The 16,150-nt window shown below is 58.6% G+C and carries 12 protein-coding genes and 1 tRNA gene; all 13 read left to right on the forward strand.

The features are described from left to right. Nucleotides 1-163 precede the first annotated feature (163 nt). The 13 genes from ACB034_RS06870 (at nucleotide 164) to hypF (ending at nucleotide 16,079) form a co-directional block, all read left to right on the forward strand. The gene (locus tag ACB034_RS06870; RefSeq protein WP_371172440.1) at nucleotides 164-1,912 is read left to right on the forward strand and encodes a DUF6119 family protein; all 1,749 of its coding nucleotides are present in this window, start codon (nucleotides 164-166) and stop codon (nucleotides 1,910-1,912) included. Between the two features lie 386 nt (nucleotides 1,913-2,298). Next, nucleotides 2,299-2,964, forward strand: coding sequence for a 4Fe-4S dicluster domain-containing protein (locus ACB034_RS06875; RefSeq protein WP_371172441.1), 666 nt, complete (start codon nucleotides 2,299-2,301; stop codon nucleotides 2,962-2,964). After that, the gene (gene hyfB, locus ACB034_RS06880; RefSeq protein ID WP_371172442.1) at nucleotides 2,964-4,835 is read left to right on the forward strand and encodes a hydrogenase 4 subunit B; all 1,872 of its coding nucleotides are present in this window, start codon (nucleotides 2,964-2,966) and stop codon (nucleotides 4,833-4,835) included. Before ACB034_RS06875 ends, hyfB begins: the two co-directional genes overlap by 1 nt. Nucleotide 4,836: 1 nt before the next feature. Then, entirely contained in the window at nucleotides 4,837-5,790 is a 954-nt protein-coding gene (locus tag ACB034_RS06885; protein WP_371172443.1) for a respiratory chain complex I subunit 1 family protein, read from the forward strand. A gap of 80 nt (nucleotides 5,791-5,870) precedes the next feature. Beyond that, nucleotides 5,871-7,589, forward strand: coding sequence for an NADH-quinone oxidoreductase subunit C (locus ACB034_RS06890; RefSeq protein ID WP_226031825.1), 1,719 nt, complete (start codon nucleotides 5,871-5,873; stop codon nucleotides 7,587-7,589). Nucleotides 7,590-7,598: 9 nt separating this feature from the next. Beyond that, entirely contained in the window at nucleotides 7,599-8,156 is a 558-nt protein-coding gene (locus ACB034_RS06895; RefSeq protein WP_371172444.1) for a formate hydrogenlyase complex iron-sulfur subunit, read from the forward strand. Then, on the forward strand, nucleotides 8,156-8,971 hold the full coding sequence (locus ACB034_RS06900; RefSeq protein WP_005301886.1) for an NADH-quinone oxidoreductase subunit B family protein: 816 nt from the start codon (nucleotides 8,156-8,158) through the stop codon (nucleotides 8,969-8,971). The genes ACB034_RS06895 and ACB034_RS06900 overlap by 1 nt, the downstream gene beginning before the upstream one ends. After that, entirely contained in the window at nucleotides 8,964-9,377 is a 414-nt protein-coding gene (locus tag ACB034_RS06905) for a formate hydrogenlyase maturation HycH family protein (RefSeq protein ID WP_329268564.1), read from the forward strand. Before ACB034_RS06900 ends, ACB034_RS06905 begins: the two co-directional genes overlap by 8 nt. Then, a complete protein-coding gene (hycI, locus tag ACB034_RS06910; protein WP_371172445.1) occupies nucleotides 9,377-9,868 on the forward strand; it encodes a hydrogenase maturation peptidase HycI in 492 nt (163 codons plus the stop codon). Before ACB034_RS06905 ends, hycI begins: the two co-directional genes overlap by 1 nt. Nucleotides 9,869-10,060: 192 nt before the next feature. After that, a tRNA-Sec gene (locus tag ACB034_RS06915) sits at nucleotides 10,061-10,152 on the forward strand. Between the two features lie 215 nt (nucleotides 10,153-10,367). Continuing rightward, nucleotides 10,368-11,780, forward strand: a complete 1,413-nt coding sequence (gene selA / locus ACB034_RS06920) for an L-seryl-tRNA(Sec) selenium transferase (protein WP_371172446.1) — start codon at nucleotides 10,368-10,370, stop codon at nucleotides 11,778-11,780. A gap of 4 nt (nucleotides 11,781-11,784) precedes the next feature. Further along, on the forward strand, nucleotides 11,785-13,683 hold the full coding sequence (selB, locus tag ACB034_RS06925) for a selenocysteine-specific translation elongation factor (protein ID WP_371172447.1): 1,899 nt from the start codon (nucleotides 11,785-11,787) through the stop codon (nucleotides 13,681-13,683). After that, a complete protein-coding gene (gene hypF / locus ACB034_RS06930) occupies nucleotides 13,680-16,079 on the forward strand; it encodes a carbamoyltransferase HypF (RefSeq protein ID WP_371172448.1) in 2,400 nt (799 codons plus the stop codon). Before selB ends, hypF begins: the two co-directional genes overlap by 4 nt. The last annotated feature ends 71 nt before the right edge of the window (nucleotides 16,080-16,150 follow it).

The raw sequence follows: 16,150 nt of genomic DNA on the forward strand, positions 1-16,150 counted from the left end.
ACTAGGAGTTCGTCACTAGATGGCTGATTTACCTTGTTCACTAACAAATATTGATTCTTTCCAGCAAGTTTTAGATTTTTAAAAAATTTTCTATGTTGATTGCCAACTTGAATGTTTTATCTAAAAAATAATTATAAATTAACTTAACAATGGAGCGTTTATTTTGAGTAATAAGAAATTAGAAAAAATGACAATATATAAAGCCAAGGACTCGGTTAAAAGTTTTTCATTTATTTTCGATGTGACAACAGAATCATTACCAAAATTTAAATACAAATACAAAAGTATTGATATTGAATTCATAATAAAATATAGCGAGGTTGGTGGCATTAATAAAACTGATGCAGACTATCCGTGGATGACAATGGTTAATGGTTTAGATGAAGCCTTCGATTTTAAATTTTCCACCACAAATAAAACGCCCTCTGCAGTATTAGGTATAAAAATATCAAGCAGTACCATCAAGACTAAATTCTTTTTACTTACTTTTGGAATGCATACATCAAGGTTTATAAATCTTGACTATCTAGTTAGTGACTTTGGAATCAAAGTCGCAATGAATATCTGTGATCAAAACAATTTGAGAAAAGTGAATACAACAACACACTCAACAATATCAACCATGACGGATCGCCAAGCAAGCAAAGGGGCCAGTTTAGATATATTTGATATCAATGATGAAAAAGAATTTTTCCGCGCAATATCAGGACTAACTTATGATAACTACCCATATATAAAATCATTTTCCGGTAAAAATTCAATCACAATTAGCCTCAAAAATAGCGTGTTAGTAAGTAAAGATGATTTAATTGAAATTCTATTGAGCCTAGATAGCGCCTATTATTCTGATTTATACAAGGAAAAATTTCCTACATACGGTAGATTAGATTATGTTAGCGATACAGATAAAATTGAGCAACTTGACTCAATATTGTTTCAGTGTTTAAAAGAAAAACAACTTTCAAACATTCACTTATCTCCTAATAGCATAGAACCAGACGACATTGAACATTACACATATGAGGACCCTGATAGTATCCCAGACACAATAAGATTTGAGACATTAAATACACATGACTTATTGGATTCACATGCACCCTTCAATATAAAGTCCTCTATCAATACAATAAAAGGTTGGCGAATATATTCAGTAACAGCCACTGATAATATATCAAGCACAAGAGCATATGACTGCTTGAATTTTGAAATTGAATCCAATGGTATAACTTTTATTTTAAGCGCTGGAACTTGGCGCAGTGTCAACTCTGACTTCAAAATAAACATTGAAAAATACATTTCTGAAAAAATAAGTGAAAAAAATGATAATTACTTACCAAGTAATATATCCATTTATTGCCAAGTGGAAGAAAATGGGGTAACAAAAAATAGATATAGAGAAGATGTTTATAATTCATACGTTGCTGCTAATGATAAAGATATTTATTTATTTGATAAAGCGAAAATAAAAATAGCTGGTAACAAACAATATGAAATATGTGACCTATTTCACTCAAAAAAAGAGTTTATCCATGTGAAAGTATTAAAAAATGGAACAAACTCACTAAGTCATCTCTTTCTTCAGGCCAGATTTTACACTGATGCCTTTATTAAAGACTATGAAACGCGGTTATCTATGCGAAATTTTATCAAAACCAATCATAACCTAGAGAATGAAAATAAAAATAAATCATTATTTCTATCTTTAATACCTGAAAAACGCCAAGACCTTCATGCTTCAAGCTACTCTGTCGTACTATGTATTCTTACCTTTAATACAAATTACAACATTAACAACCTTCCATTTATGATTAAATACGAATTAGCAAAAACACACAAATATTTAATTGATGAGAGAGGTGTCGAGTTATCATATGCAATTAGATTAGTTAATAAAAAACCTAGTGCGAGCTAATTTTTAGCCTGTAAACATGAGCGACCTTAGTGCCGTAGCCGTAGGGTGCAATAAGCGCAGCGCATTGCACCGCTTTAAGCTCTTTTGATAAGTGGTGCAATTCACTTCGTTCATTGCACCCTACCCTTATCTCCCATTTCGCAATCAGTCCCACGTGCTGACCCCTTCCTATTGAGACTCCCTGTGTCGATCACTGCTTTTTCCCTTCGTCACAAGTGACGAACGTCACAGTTCGACATCTACCAGCCTTCTTGCTGCGCTCTCACCTAAAAATAAATTTATTTAAAAACATAAGCTTATAGTGATAATTCACGCCAAATCCATATTGGCCCGCATTTTGCCACCCAGCGCCTACTCCATTCCTTCGCGACACGACAAGGTAGGCTATGAACCGCTTCGTTATCGCTGACCCCAAGCTTTGTATCGGCTGTGGCACCTGTATGGCGGCCTGCAGCGAGGTACACAAGGCGCAAGGTTTGCAACAAGCCCCCCGTTTAACCGTTATGCGACACGAACAGGCGACCATGCCGGTTCAGTGCCGTCACTGTGACGATGCCCCCTGCAGCAAGGTGTGTCCGGTCGAGGCAATTCGCCAGACCGGCGATTGCGTGCAACTCAACGAGTCGCTCTGCATCGGCTGCAACCTTTGCGCCGTGGCCTGCCCCTTTGGCGCCATCCAGAGCGGCGGTAGCCGTCCGGTGGCCGTGGCCACCAGTTACGACACCTATATCCCCTGCTCCATCCGCTCCAGCAACCCCTCCACCTCCGCCGGCCTGCGCTGCTTTGGCGAGGATCTGCTGAGCTGGGAGCCGGGCGTGCGCAGCATCGCCGTCAAGTGCGACCTCTGTGAATTTCGCACCGACGGCCCGGCCTGTGTCGGTGCCTGCCCCTCCCAGGCGCTGAAGCTGGTCAATGACGGCGACACCGAACGCGCCGCACTTATCCGTCGCCAACAAGCGGCCGACACCAACCCGCAAGGGGCCTCTGCCTTCTCGGCGCCCGCCACGGCGATCCCTGCATCCGATTTATCCACCACAGAGGGAGCGTGCTGATGTTGTCCCCCCTTGTTATGGCCACGCTCCTGCTCTTTTTGCTGGGCGCCGCCGTCGGTTTGCTCCTGCAAAAGCTGCCCGCACTGGCTAACCGCCTCAACAGTGGCCTTGCCCTGCTGGGCTCGCTCGCGGGCCTGGTCGCCGCCATCCAGATCTTTGCTCAAGGCGCCCCCGTCGACGGCCAGCTCTGGCTGCTGGGCTCGGTTCATCTCGACATGCTTGCCGCGCTGATGCTGCTGGTGATCAGTACAGTCGGCATCGCAGTCGCCCTCTACTCCTTTGCCTATATTCGCGAGTATCAGGGCAAGGGGGATGTGGCCATCGGCGCGCTGATGAACCTCTTCCTGTTCGCCATGGTGGGCATGGTGCTGGCCGACAACGCGCTCGGTTTCTTGCTCTGCTACGAGCTGGTGACCCTCACCACCTACTGGCTGGTCAAGACCAATCCGGATGCTGCCAAACAGAGCCGTCTCTATCTGGTGATGAACCATATCGGCATGGCGCTGGTGCTGGTCGCCTTCTGGCTGCTCTGCCGCGAAAGCGGCTCGCTGGAGTTCGCCGCGCTGCGCGAGCACCATCTGGCGGGCGGATTGGCCTCCCTGGTGTTCCTGCTCAGCTTCTGCGGTTTTGGCCTGCGCGCCGGTTTCGTGCCGCTGCACGGCTGGCTGCCGGTGGCCGAGCCCGTCGCGCCGTCCCATATCTCGGCGCTGATGTCCGGCGTGATGGTCAAGCTGGGTCTCTTTGGCATCTTGCGGGTCAGCATCGATTTTCTCGGCGCCAGCCAGCTCTGGTGGGGCTATGTGGTGCTGATCTTCGGTGCCTGCTCGGCAGTGCTCGGGGTGCTGTTTGCGCTGGCCGAGCATGACCTCAAGCGGCTGCTCGCCTACCACACGGTGGAGAACATCGGCATCATCCTGATGGGGATGGGGATCGGCATGATCGGCATCGCCAACCAGCAACCGGCACTGGTGGTGCTGGGGCTGCTCGGCGCGCTTTATCACCTGCTCAACCACGCCATCTTCAAGAGCCTGCTCTTTATGGGCACCGGCTCTGTGATGTTCCGCCTGCACACCCGCGACATGGACAAGATGGGGGGGCTGGCCAAGCTGATGCCCTGGACTGCGCTGGCGTTCCTCATCGGTGCCATGGCCATCTCGGCGCTGCCGCCGCTGAACGGCTTTGTCAGCGAGTGGTTTATCTACCAGTCGCTGCTCTCCATGACCAAACTCGGCACCTCTGTCGTCGCGCCGCTCGCGGTAGTGATGCTGGCGGTAACCGGCGCCATGGCGGTGATGTGTTTCGTCAAGGTGTATGGCATCTGCTTCTGCGGCGCACCTCGCAGCGAACACGCGAGCCACGCCCGCGAAGTGCCGGGCGCCATGGTGGCTGGCACCCTGCTGCTGGCCGCGGTCTGTCTGGTGCTGGGTCTGGGCGCCCCCTGGATTGCCCCCCATATCGCCAGCTATGGCCAAGCCTTGGTAAGCGACCAGATGAACGTGGCCACTGGAGCGACCCTGCTGCCGCTGGATAGCAGCCAGGCGATCCTCTCCCCGCCCGTTATCGCCATCACCCTGCTGGGGTTGTTCCTCATTCCGCTGCTGGTACTGGCCATCTTCAAGGGGCCCAAGCTCGGTCGTCGTCACGCCGGCACGCCGTGGGCCTGTGGTTACGCCTATGAGGAGCGCATGAGCCTCACCTCTGGCGGTGTCACTCACACCTTGCGCCAACTCTGCGCGCCGCTCTATCGCAAGCAGCCGCAGCTCGATCTGGCCAGCGCCCTGCACGGGGTGAGCGATACCCCCGGCAACACCGGCTGGCTGCTGCACGCCATTGTGCTGGCGCTCTTTATCCTGATGGCTGTAGGAGTCTGATATGCCTGTTCTTGAAATGCCGAGCTGGGGCATGGTTGCCCTCGCCCTGACCCAAGCCATCGCCATGCTGGCGCTGGCGCCGCTCGCCACCGGTTTCAACCGGGTGCTGCGGGCCAAGATGCACTCCCGTCAGGGGCCGGGCCTGCTGCAGGATTACCGGGATATCGCCAAGCTCCTGCGTCGCCAAGAGGTGACCCCCGAGCCTGCCGGCATCATCTTCAACCTGATGCCTGCGCTGCTGATCGCCGCTCTCTTGCTGGTAGGGATGGCGCTGCCGACCCTCACTCACGAGTCCCCCTTTCCCATCGCCGGGGATCTCATCACCGATATTTATCTGTTCGCCATCTTCCGCTTCTTCTTCTCTTTGGCAGGTCTGGACAGCGGCAGCATGTTTGCAGGGATCGGCGCCCGCCGCGAGCTGACCCTCGGCATTCTGGTGGAGCCCATTCTGGTGCTCGCCTGCTTCATCATGGCGATGATGGTGGGCAGCTCGGATCTGGGCAATATCAGCAGCTATGTGGCGACCCAGCCGCTGGCCGCGCCGGTTGCCACCCTCTTGGCTGGCGCTGCCTGCGCCTTCGCGGTGTTTGTCGAGATGGGCAAGCTGCCCTTTGACTGCACCGAAGCCGAGCAGGAGTTGCAGGAGGGGCCACTCACCGAGTACTCCGGTGCGGGGCTGGCCCTGCTCAAGCTCAGCATGGGCCTCAAGCAACTGGTGGTGGTGCAGCTCTTTCTGGTGATTTTCCTGCCCTTCGGCAAGGCGGCCAACTGGAGTCTGCCTGCGCTCATCGGCGCGGCGCTGATCCTCGCCTGCAAGCTGCTGGTGGCCTTTTTGCTGGCTGGCATCATCGAAAACGCCATGGCCCGCACCCAGTTCGTGCGCACCCACAAGCTCACCCGCTACGGCTTGGGGCTGGCCCTGCTGGCGCTGCTCGCCTATCTGGTCGGGATCTGAGCCATGCCCGCCAGCACAGCAACTTTTTCCGATTTCATCATTTGTGAATGCTCATTCCCGAACATTAAAGTGAGAACTGCATGACCATCGCCATTTCGGATCGCATCGGCTGCGACTACATCCAGCAGGTGCGAGCACAACTGCCCCACGCCATCGTCGACGAGGAGTGGCAAACCGCCGATCAGGCCACCATTACCGTCAAGCCCACCAGTCTGGTCGAGACCGCCAGCCTGATCTTCCATCAGCTGGGGGGCTGGCTTCCGCTCTCCTTTGCCAATGACGAGCGCAGCCTCAACGGCCACTTCGCCGTCTACCACGTCTTCTCCATGGAGGGCGACACCAAGTGCTGGATCACCGTCAAGGTGCTGGTAGATGCCGATACCCAGGAGTACCCCTCCATCACCCCGACCATTCCGGCGGCGGTGTGGGGCGAGCGGGAGATCCGCGACATGTACGGCCTGCGCGCCATCGGCCTGCCGGACGAACGCCGTCTGGTACTGCCGGATGACTGGCCGGAGGATATCCACCCGCTGCGCAAGGATGCCATGGATTATCGCCAGCGCCCGATGCCCACCACCGACACCGAGACCTACCCCTTCGTCAACGAGCTCGGCAGTGATGCCAACCGCATCGTGCCGGTCGGCCCGCTGCACATCACCTCCGATGAACCGGGGCACTTTCGTCTGTTCGTCGATGGCGAAGACATCATCGATGCCGACTACCGCCTCTTCTATGTCCATCGCGGCATGGAGAAGCTGGCGGAAACCCGCATGGGCTACAACGAAGTGGCGTTTCTGACCGACCGGGTCTGCGGCATCTGCGGTTTTACCCACAGTGTCGCCTACACCACCTCGGTGGAGAACGCCATGGGCATTGTGGTGCCCGAGCGGGCCAAGATGATCCGCGCCGTGCTGCTGGAGGTGGAGCGCCTGCACAGCCATATCCTCAACATCGGTCTGTCGAGCCACTTCACCGGTTTCGACACCGGCTTCATGCAGTTCTTCCGGGTGCGGGAAAAATCCATGACCCTGGCCGAGCTGCTGACCGGCGCCCGCAAGACCTATGGCCTCAACCTGATTGGCGGGGTGCGCCGCGACATCTTCAAGGAAGATCGCATCAAGGGTGCCCAGCTGGTGCGGGAGCTCCGTGATGAGCTCAAACCCTTGGTGGCCATGCTGCTGGATACCGCCAACATCTCCTCCCGCCTCATCGGTATCGGCAAGCTCGACCCGCAGATTGCCCGCGATTTCAGCTGCGTCGGCCCCATGGTGCGGGCGAGCGGCTTCAAGCGCGACGTGCGCCGGGTCCACGACTTTGCCGGCTACCGCGAGCTGCCGATGGAGATCCAGACCAAGGCGGGTTGCGATGTGCAATCCCGGGTGCTGGTGCGCATCCACGAGCTCTACGACTCCCTCGACATGATTGAGTTTGGTCTTGAGCACCTGCCGGAGGGGCCACTTTTGACCGAAGGGTTCACCTACCAGCCGGGCAAGTTTGCGCTGGGCTTTACCGAAGCGCCGCGCGGCGAGAACGTCCACTGGAGCATGACGGGGGATAACCAGAAGCTGTTCCGCTGGCGCTGCCGCGCCGCCACCTACGCCAACTGGCCTGCTCTGCGCTACATGCTGCGCGGCAATACCGTGGCGGATGCGCCGCTCATCATCGGCAGTCTGGATCCCTGCTACTCCTGTACCGATCGGGTCACCCTGGTCGACCCCAGGAAGGGCAAATCCACCGTGGTCTCCTACAAGGAGATCGAGCGCTACGGCATCGATCGCAAAAACTCTCCGCTGAAATAAGGGGTCATCATGATCAAGCTGTTCAAGACCATCCTCAAGGCTGGCACCCCGACCGCCAAGTACCCCTTCGCCCCTATTGATGTGAACCGGGATTTTCGCGGCAAACCGAAATATCAGGCGGATCAGTGCATCGCCTGCGCCGCCTGCACCAAGGCCTGCCCGGCCAACGCGCTGGTGATGGAAGTGGACATGGAGACCGGCGAACGGCGCTGGGAGATCTCCATGGCCCGCTGCATCTTCTGCGGCCGTTGCGAGGAGGTCTGCCCGACCCACGCCATCGCCCTCTCACCCGAGTTCGAGCTGGCGGTAACCAACAAGGCCGACCTTTATGAGGAGGCCCGCTTCGCGCTGGCCCCCTGCACCCTGTGCGGCACCTACTTTGCCCCGAGCAAGCTGGTGGCGCTGGTGGAGGACACCCTAAAGCAGGCAGGCACGCCGCTGGCGCCCCCGGAAAGGCTGCACCATTGCCCCGACTGCAAACGAAAACAGAGCATGCTGAGCCAGCCTGACTCTGCCCTGATCACACCGATAGCCACACCGATAGCTGCACAAAAGGAGTTGATGTGATGAGCAAGATCAAAGGCATAGAACCGGTTGTCGGCCATGCCCATACCCGCGCCGTGCCGCTGGCACAGGATCCCGAGATCACCAAACTCAAGAAGACCCTGCTCAAGGACATTCGCCGCTCGGCCTATGTCTACCGGGTCGATTGCGGCGGCTGCAACGCCTGCGAGATCGAGATCTTCGCCACCATCACCCCGCTGTTCGATGCCGAGCGCTTCGGCATCAAGGTGGTCGCCTCCCCGCGCCACGCCGACATCCTGCTCTTTACCGGCGCGGTGACCCGGGCGATGCGGGTGCCAGCCCTGCGCGCCTACGAGGCGGCGCCCGATCCCAAGATCTGCATCGCCTACGGCGCCTGTGGCTGTGACGGTGGCATCTTCCACGACCTCTACTGCGTCTGGGGCGGCACCGACAAGATCGTGCCGGTGGACGTCTATATCCCGGGCTGCCCCCCCACACCGGCGGCCACCATCTACGGCTTTGCCGTGGCGCTCGGCCTGCTGGAACAGAAACTCAAAGCCACCAGCCACGAGGTGCAACCGGGTGAGCGGGTCGAGCTGCGTCACACCGGCATCCCCAACGAAATCCGGGTGATGATCGAGCGCGAAGCGCGCCGCATGGCAGGTTACCGGCAGGGACGGATCATCGCCGACGAATTCATGGCCCTGCTCGAAGGGGCAACCCAGCAGGATGTGGATCTGCGCATCCAGAGCTACCTCGATCAGCACGACGATCCGCGCCTGGCGGAGATCGTCAACAACCTCGCAAACGCCTGCCTCAACCGGGCGGCCGGCAAGGGAGAGGCGGTGCATGGCTGACCAGGTTTCCTTCTATCGCCTCTCGCGCAAGTTCGTCGACGAGCAGTTCGACGTGCCGGAAGAAGCCAGGGAGGTGATCTACTACAGCCTCGCCATCGGCCACCACCTCGGCATCGTCGATTGCCTGCGAGCAGACCTGGTCTGCTCGCTGACCGGTTATCGCGACTGGGTAGCCAAGCTGCCAGAGGGGAGCGAGGCGCGCCGCAAGATGGAGGGGTTTCTCACCTTTGGCGAGATCACCATCTATCGCGAGCACTGCCATATGCTGGCCTGCGCCTTCGATCGACTGCGCAAAGCCGAAGGCGTGCTCGATGAGCAGGAGCTGGGCTGGACCAATACCTTTATGGATCAGCTCACCGCCCTCTTTAACGCCCCCCATATGTACCTGATGGTAAGGAGCCGCTGATGGGCTGCAATCTCGTGTTGACCGTGGGCAATGCCATGATGGGGGACGACGGTGCCGGCCCCTATCTCGCCGACAAGCTGCAGGCCACCCCCCTGCCCGGCTGGACTCATATCGACGGCGGCATCGCGCCGGAAAATGTGGTCCATAAGGTGCGGGAGCTGCAACCGGAGCGGGTGGTGCTGGTGGATGCCGCCGAGATCGGCGAGAAGGCGGGGACCCTGCAGGTGATCCCCCCCGATACCATCGCCGAGATGTTTATCTTCTCGACCCACAATATGCCGCTCAATTTCCTGATCGACGAGCTCAAGACCTTTGTGCCCGAGGTGATCTTTGTCGGGGTGCAACCGGCCATCGTCGCCTTCTCCTTCCCGATGACCGGGATGGTGAGCGGCGCCATGGATTATTTGCATCAGCATCTTGATTGCGCCCGGGATAGCGGTTTGTTAATAAATCAACTGGCTCAGTGGAATATGGCTCAGGATACCATCTGAATATTTAACGGAGTGTTAAAAGACACCTGTCACAATATTTAATCAATGCCCGATGTTAAATGAATGACATCGGGCTAATTGTCCTATTTTTGATATAAAACAATTCAATCTGAAATTTGCAAAATATTGTCTCACCACGACCAGAAAAGCATTGCCAGCACGTACAGATTGGCACAAAATGGCGGCCGACGCGGAAGTTGATGGGGTCTGGTGGCCCCCTCGGTCTTCAAAACCGATGTGAGCCGAGAAGGCTCTGGCAGGTTCGATTCCTGCCTCTTCCGCCACTTTCATATATTAAAATCATATATTAGGTAAATCGAATCAACACCGCTTGCCAATATCATTCCGGGCAGCTTCAATTTGACCACCCATTAATTTGTCAGAATATGTCGCATCATTAATATTCTGAATCATTTGGCTGCGTCAATATATCCATCTTGCTTGGTTCCCTATCGGTGAAGCGTGTGTATCCCAGCCACGCACTCTTCGGGGGACTCCCATGCTAGACCATGCTTTGACTCATGCCGCCTTCGACGATCCGTTACCACGTCATCAGCAGTCGACCCATCGCCTGCCCCAGGTGGAGCAACTGCTGCAGCAAGCCTTCCTCGTCCCCCATATCGCCTGCTTAAGCCGGCCGCTGGTGACCAGGGTGGTGCGCGATACTTTGAGCGAAGTGCGCCAGAGCGAGGCATTTCGCCAGCACGGGGTGACCCCCGCCCACCTCGAGGCACTCATTGCCAAACGCTGCCAGCAGCAAGTGCGCCGGCGCCAGACCCGGGTGATCAACGCCACCGGCACCCTGGTGCATACCAATCTGGGGCGCTCGCCACTCAGTCACGAGCTGTGGGATGAGGTGCGCGACCTCAACACCGGCTACAACAATCTCGAACTGGATCTCGCCACCGGCAAGCGCGGCGGGCGCAAAGGGCTGATAGCCACTTTGCTCACCTGCCTCACCCAGGCCGAGGATTCGCTGGTGGTCAACAACAACGCCGCCTCCCTCTTTTTGCTGTTGCAAGAAGTGGCCCGCGGGCGCGAGGTGATCGTCTCCCGCGGCGAGCAGATCCAGATTGGCGGCGGCTTTCGCATCCCCGATATTCTGGCGCTCTCCGGCGCCAAGCTGGTGGAGGTGGGCACCACCAATATCACGACGGCCAGGGATTACCTCGACGCCATCACCGATGAGACGGCCATGGTGCTGATGGTGCACAGATCGAATTTCGCCATTCGCGGCTTTACCGAATCCCCCGATATCGGCGAGCTGGCCCGCGCCCTGCCGGATCATGTGGTGCTGGCGGTGGATCAGGGCTCGGGCTTGACCACGGAGGAGTTTGCGCCGGATGAAACCCCGGTGCGTCAATACCTCAAGGCGGGGGCGGATCTGGTCTGCTACTCCGGCGACAAGCTGATGGGCGGGCCCCAGTGCGGCATCATCAGCGGCCGGGCAGACCTTATCAAGCGGCTGGAAAAACACCCCATGATGCGTACCTTCCGCCCGAGTCGCATCATCCACTCCCTGCTGGAACGCCTGCTCATCCACAAGCTCAACAAGTCCCCCCTTGGCGAGGGCATAGCCCAACGGACTTTAAGCAACCCGGCCGCTATGCAGGCTAGAGCCGACCAGCTGATGGCCGCCCTGCCCGATTGTTTTGACGCCCTGCCCGCCCAGCTGGTGGTGGGGGGCGGCACCCTGCCGGACGAGTTCTACCCCGCCCCTGCACTGGCCTGCCGGGATCCCCGTCCGGCCCAGCAGCTGCTCGATGCCCTGCGGGAACTCCCGGTGCCGGTGATTGCCACCGTGCGCCAGCAGAAGGTGCTGCTCAATATGGCCACCCTGCTCGAAGAGGACATGGCCCCCCTGATTGCCCAGCTGGCCGACCTGCTCACTCCTGCACCACGGGAGTCCTGATCCCATGACCTCCTATCGCGCCGTTATCGGTCTTGCCGGCCACGTGGATCACGGCAAGACCCAGCTTATCAAGGCCCTCACCGGCATCACCACGGCCCGCACCCACGAACAGGCCATCGGCATGACCCAGGATCTCGGTTTTGCCCATTTTGACGATGGCCAGGGCAACACCATTGGCGTTATCGATGTGCCGGGCCATGAGCGTTATATCCGCAACATGGTGGCGGGGCTCTGGAGCCTGGATCTGGTGCTGCTGGTGATCGCCGCCGACGAGGGGTGGATGCCGATGACCGGCGAACACCTGCGCCTGCTCAAGGCCATGGGGGTGCCACGCCTTGTTGTCTGTATCAACAAGTGCGATCTGGTGAGCGCCGATGAACTGGCGCTGCTGGAAGAGCACCTGCTGGAGCAGGTGATGGACGAGAGCGGCATGGTGCCCGATATCGTCAGCGTCAGCGCCAAAACCGGTGAGCATATCGACGCCCTGCACGCCACCATCCTGCGCCAGCTTGCCGATCTGCCAGCATCGCACGCGGCTCACGATCAGGATGCCCCGCGACTGTATGTAGACCGGGTCTTTACCGCCAGCGGCACCGGTACCGTGCTTACCGGCACCCTGCAGCAGGGCAGCCTCAAGGTGGGAGACAAGCTGCGCCTCTACCCCGCCGATCGGGAGGTGCAGATCCGTTCCCTGCAGGCCTATCACCAAAACCTTGATGAGATCGGCGCCGTCTGCCGGGTGGCGGTGGGCCTTAAAAAGGTGCCCCACAAGGAGGTGGCCCGTGGTCACTGCCTTACCCGCGCCGATGGCCAGTGCGAGGCGGCCACCCATCTTATCGTACGACTTGCAGAGGTTGGCACCGGCATCCGGGAGCAGCGCGCCCCTCTGCACAACAAAGAGGTGGAAGTGGCTCTCGGCAGCTGGCATGGCCGGGCCCGTTTCGTTCCAATCAAGGATACCCGGCTGGCGCGGCTTATCTTTACCGATCCCATCCCCTGCTTCTTTGGCCAGCCGCTTGCCATCATCCGCCACGGCAGCAGCGAGTTGCTGCACGGCGGCCGCATCCTCTGGTGCGGTGATATTCACCCCGCCAGACGCAAGGCACTGCACGCCCTGCTGGGCAATCTGCCGGATGATCTCACCAACTACCACCCCGCCAACCTTGAGCTCGGGCTCAACGGTTATGTGGCAGCAAACCGTTTTGGCACCCTTGCTACCGAGCTTCCTGCCCATCTTGTGCAACTGGGCGACTGGGTACTGGAGCGCACCTGGCTGGCCCAGCGCCGTGACGAGCTTCTTGGCACCCTGGCAAGCGAGCCCTTGAGCGCCGCCGAGCTTGCCGCCCGCCTTGGCATTGCCCTGCCGGTTCTCCAGGTCCTGCTGCTGCAACTCAAAGCCGGGCAGCTTGTGCGCCTTCATCACGACAAGTGGCAGCCGGGCAGCGGCGAGTCGGAAGATGATCTGGAAGAAGAGGCACAGTTGGTGCTCAAACTGGTGCGAGATCAAGGCAAGGAGGGGTATGAGCCCGGTAAACTGGGCCCCGGCGGCGTGACGGTGGATCCACTGCTCTCCCTGCCAGCCAGTTTGCGCCAGCGCCTGCAACAAAAGGGAGCGCTGCAAAAACAGCTGCGCAATCTGGCCAGACTCAAGTATCTGGTGCAGCTGGAAGGACCCATCTACTACGACGCTGCGCTTTACAACCAAATGGTAGAAACCGTGCTGGCTGGCCAGCAGGTGGGAGATCTGATCGACATGGCGTCACTCAAACAAGTCACCGGATTGTCGCGCAAATACGCCATCCCGTTTTGCCTTCGCATGGAGATGGACGGCTGGGTGCGCCGGGAAGAGAACGATCGCCGGGTATTGCGCATGCCAGCGCGCGCTCACGAGGTGCCGGCATGACGGCGCAACCCGACATCCAGACCACCGCCCGCCAGCGCCTTGAGTTTCATCTCGACGGTATCGTGCAGGGGGTCGGTTTTCGCCCCTTCGTCTATGGCCTGGCCCTGCGCCACCACCTCACCGGCTATGTCTTGAATGACGCAAGCGGCGTCACCATTGGCGCCGAAGGGTCGCCCGAGCAGCTGGCCGCTTTTGCCCGCGAACTGCGGGAGCTGGCGCCGCCGCTCAGCCGGATCGATCACTTCAGCGAGCGGGAACTGCCCCTCGTCCATGATCCCGACTACGACGGCCTGTTTCATGGCCAATTTCGAATTAAAGCGAGCCAGCAGCAGAGCGCGGCCACGGTCGCCATCTCGCCGGATCAGGGGATGTGCGAGGCGTGCGCCAGCGATGTGGCCAACCCCCTTGATCGCCACCACCACTACCCCTTTACCAACTGCACCCACTGCGGACCGCGCTACACCATCATCCGCCGCCTCCCCTACGACAGACCCCATACCGCCATGGCGGGCTTTGCCATGTGCCCGCGCTGCGCGGCAGCCTACGAAGATCCGCTGGATCGGCGCTATCACGCCCAGCCGGTGAGCTGCCCCGAGTGCGGCCCGCACCTGACCTGGCGTACCGGCACGGGGGATGCCCTGGCCGAGCGCGAGGATGCCCTGCAAGCCGCCGCCCGCGCCCTTCAAGGAGGCGCGCTTATCGCAGTCAAGGGGATGGGCGGCTATCACCTGATATGTGATGCCCGTAATGAACAGAGCGTTGCCAGATTGAGAACGCTCAAGCGGCGCGAGCGCAAGCCGCTGGCGGTGATGATGGGCTCCCTTGCAGAGGCCCAACTGCATGTCACCGGCAGTGAAGAAGAGTGGAGCCTGCTCGCCTCCCAGGCCAGGCCCATTACCCTGCTGCGCAAGCGCACCAAGGATGAGCGGCCATCCCAACAACCAGCGGTGCCGCTGGCCGAGGGGATAGCCCCCGGCATCCCCTATCTCGGGGTCATGCTCCCCTATACCCCGCTCCACCAGCTGCTGCTCGATGCGTGCGCCATCCCGCTGGTGGCCACCAGCGCCAATGGGCGCGGCAGTCCCATCCTTGTCGAATGCGAGGCGGTGGTGCGCGAGCTGGGCCATCAGATCGACGGCATCCTAGCTCACAACCGCCCCATCCTGCACCCCTGCGACGACAGCCTGGTGCAGTGGGCGGGTGGTCGGCGCCAGACCCTGCGCCTCGCCCGGGGCTATGCCCCCTGCACCCCCAGCCTGAAGGAGGCGGTCAAGGTGCCGCTCTTGGCGGTCGGGGCACAGCAGAAGAACCAGCTGGCGCTGGCCTTCGCTCGCCAGCGCATCTACAGCCCCTATATCGGCGATCTGCACAGCCTGCCGATGCAGGATCACTTCGAGCAGACCCTCGCCACCTTCCGGGGGCTGTACGATCTCAAACCCGAACTGCTGGTCTCGGATCGCCATCCCGGTTATCTCAGCCACCAGTGGGCCAAAGTGTATTGCCGCGAGCACAACGCCACTCACCTTGAGGTGCAACACCATCATGCCCACCTGCTAGGGGTGATGGCCGAGCACAACCTGACCGGCCCCGTGCTGGGTTTTGCCTTCGATGGCACCGGCCTTGGTGATGAGGGGACGCTTTGGGGTGGCGAGCTGCTGATCGCAGACGTACAGGGATTTGAACGGGTGGCACACCTCAAGCCATTTCGGCTGATCGGCGGTGAGGCTGCCATCCGCGAGCCGGTGCGCCAGCTGCTGGGACTGCTGTTTGAGTCGTATGGCGTCGAGGAGATCAGACAGCTCGATATTCCGCTGATCAACAAACTACCCATAGAGCGGATCAGCAACCTGCACCAGCTCTGGCACCTGGGTCGCAACGCCCCCCACACCAGCTCCATGGGACGGCTGTTCGATGCTGTCGCGGCGCTGCTCGGCCTTGTCGACACCCCGGATTACGAGGGGGAAGCGGGACTCCTGCTGGAGGCGGCGGCGCTACAGCTTTCGCCAGACGAGCAGCCCTGGCCGCTCCATTTTGAACTGATGGAGCAGCCCGATGGCCCAATTCTGATCGACTGGGCCCCCTTGATCGATGCGCTGATCAAGGCCCGGGAGCGCGCCACGATTGCCAGCCTGGCCGCCGGCTTTATCCGGGCCATCAGCGATCTTGTCGCTACCCTGGCCGACCGCTTTTCAGGCTACCCGGTGGCGCTTGGCGGCGGCGTGTTTCAAAACCGGGTGCTGATGGATGCCCTCATTCCCCGTCTCGAAGAGGCCGGGTGCGAGGTGTTGACCAGCGAGATCCTGCCGCTCAACGACGGTGGCATCGCCGCCGGTCAGCTCTGGTTTGCCATCCACCACAGGGCGGCGCAAACCGGCGCCACCAGCCTTGATGAGTGAGAGCCGAGAACGAGCACCCGATGCGCCTTTTCCTTGTTCACCCCCCTCTTCACGACAAGCGCGAGCCCGAC

This window comes from Aeromonas sp. S18(2024) (assembly GCF_041402525.1).
Taxonomy (GTDB): Bacteria; Pseudomonadota; Gammaproteobacteria; order Enterobacterales; family Aeromonadaceae; genus Aeromonas; species Aeromonas enteropelogenes.

Bases quoted from the DNA above. Each gene is read 5' to 3' on its own strand.
- ACB034_RS06875 (WP_371172441.1), top strand. From the start codon at position 2,299: ATGAACCGCTTCGTTATCGCTGACCCCAAGCTTTGTATCGGCTGTGGC.
- hyfB (WP_371172442.1), top strand. From the start codon at position 2,964: ATGTTGTCCCCCCTTGTTATGGCCACGCTCCTGCTCTTTTTGCTGGGC.
- ACB034_RS06885 (WP_371172443.1), top strand. From the start codon at position 4,837: ATGCCTGTTCTTGAAATGCCGAGCTGGGGCATGGTTGCCCTCGCCCTG.
- ACB034_RS06890 (WP_226031825.1), top strand. From the start codon at position 5,871: ATGACCATCGCCATTTCGGATCGCATCGGCTGCGACTACATCCAGCAG.
- ACB034_RS06895 (WP_371172444.1), top strand. From the start codon at position 7,599: ATGATCAAGCTGTTCAAGACCATCCTCAAGGCTGGCACCCCGACCGCC.
- ACB034_RS06900 (WP_005301886.1), top strand. From the start codon at position 8,156: ATGAGCAAGATCAAAGGCATAGAACCGGTTGTCGGCCATGCCCATACC.
- ACB034_RS06905 (WP_329268564.1), top strand. From the start codon at position 8,964: ATGGCTGACCAGGTTTCCTTCTATCGCCTCTCGCGCAAGTTCGTCGAC.
- hycI (WP_371172445.1), top strand. From the start codon at position 9,377: ATGGGCTGCAATCTCGTGTTGACCGTGGGCAATGCCATGATGGGGGAC.
- selA (WP_371172446.1), top strand. From the start codon at position 10,368: ATGCTAGACCATGCTTTGACTCATGCCGCCTTCGACGATCCGTTACCA.
- selB (WP_371172447.1), top strand. From the start codon at position 11,785: ATGACCTCCTATCGCGCCGTTATCGGTCTTGCCGGCCACGTGGATCAC.
- hypF (WP_371172448.1), top strand. From the start codon at position 13,680: ATGACGGCGCAACCCGACATCCAGACCACCGCCCGCCAGCGCCTTGAG.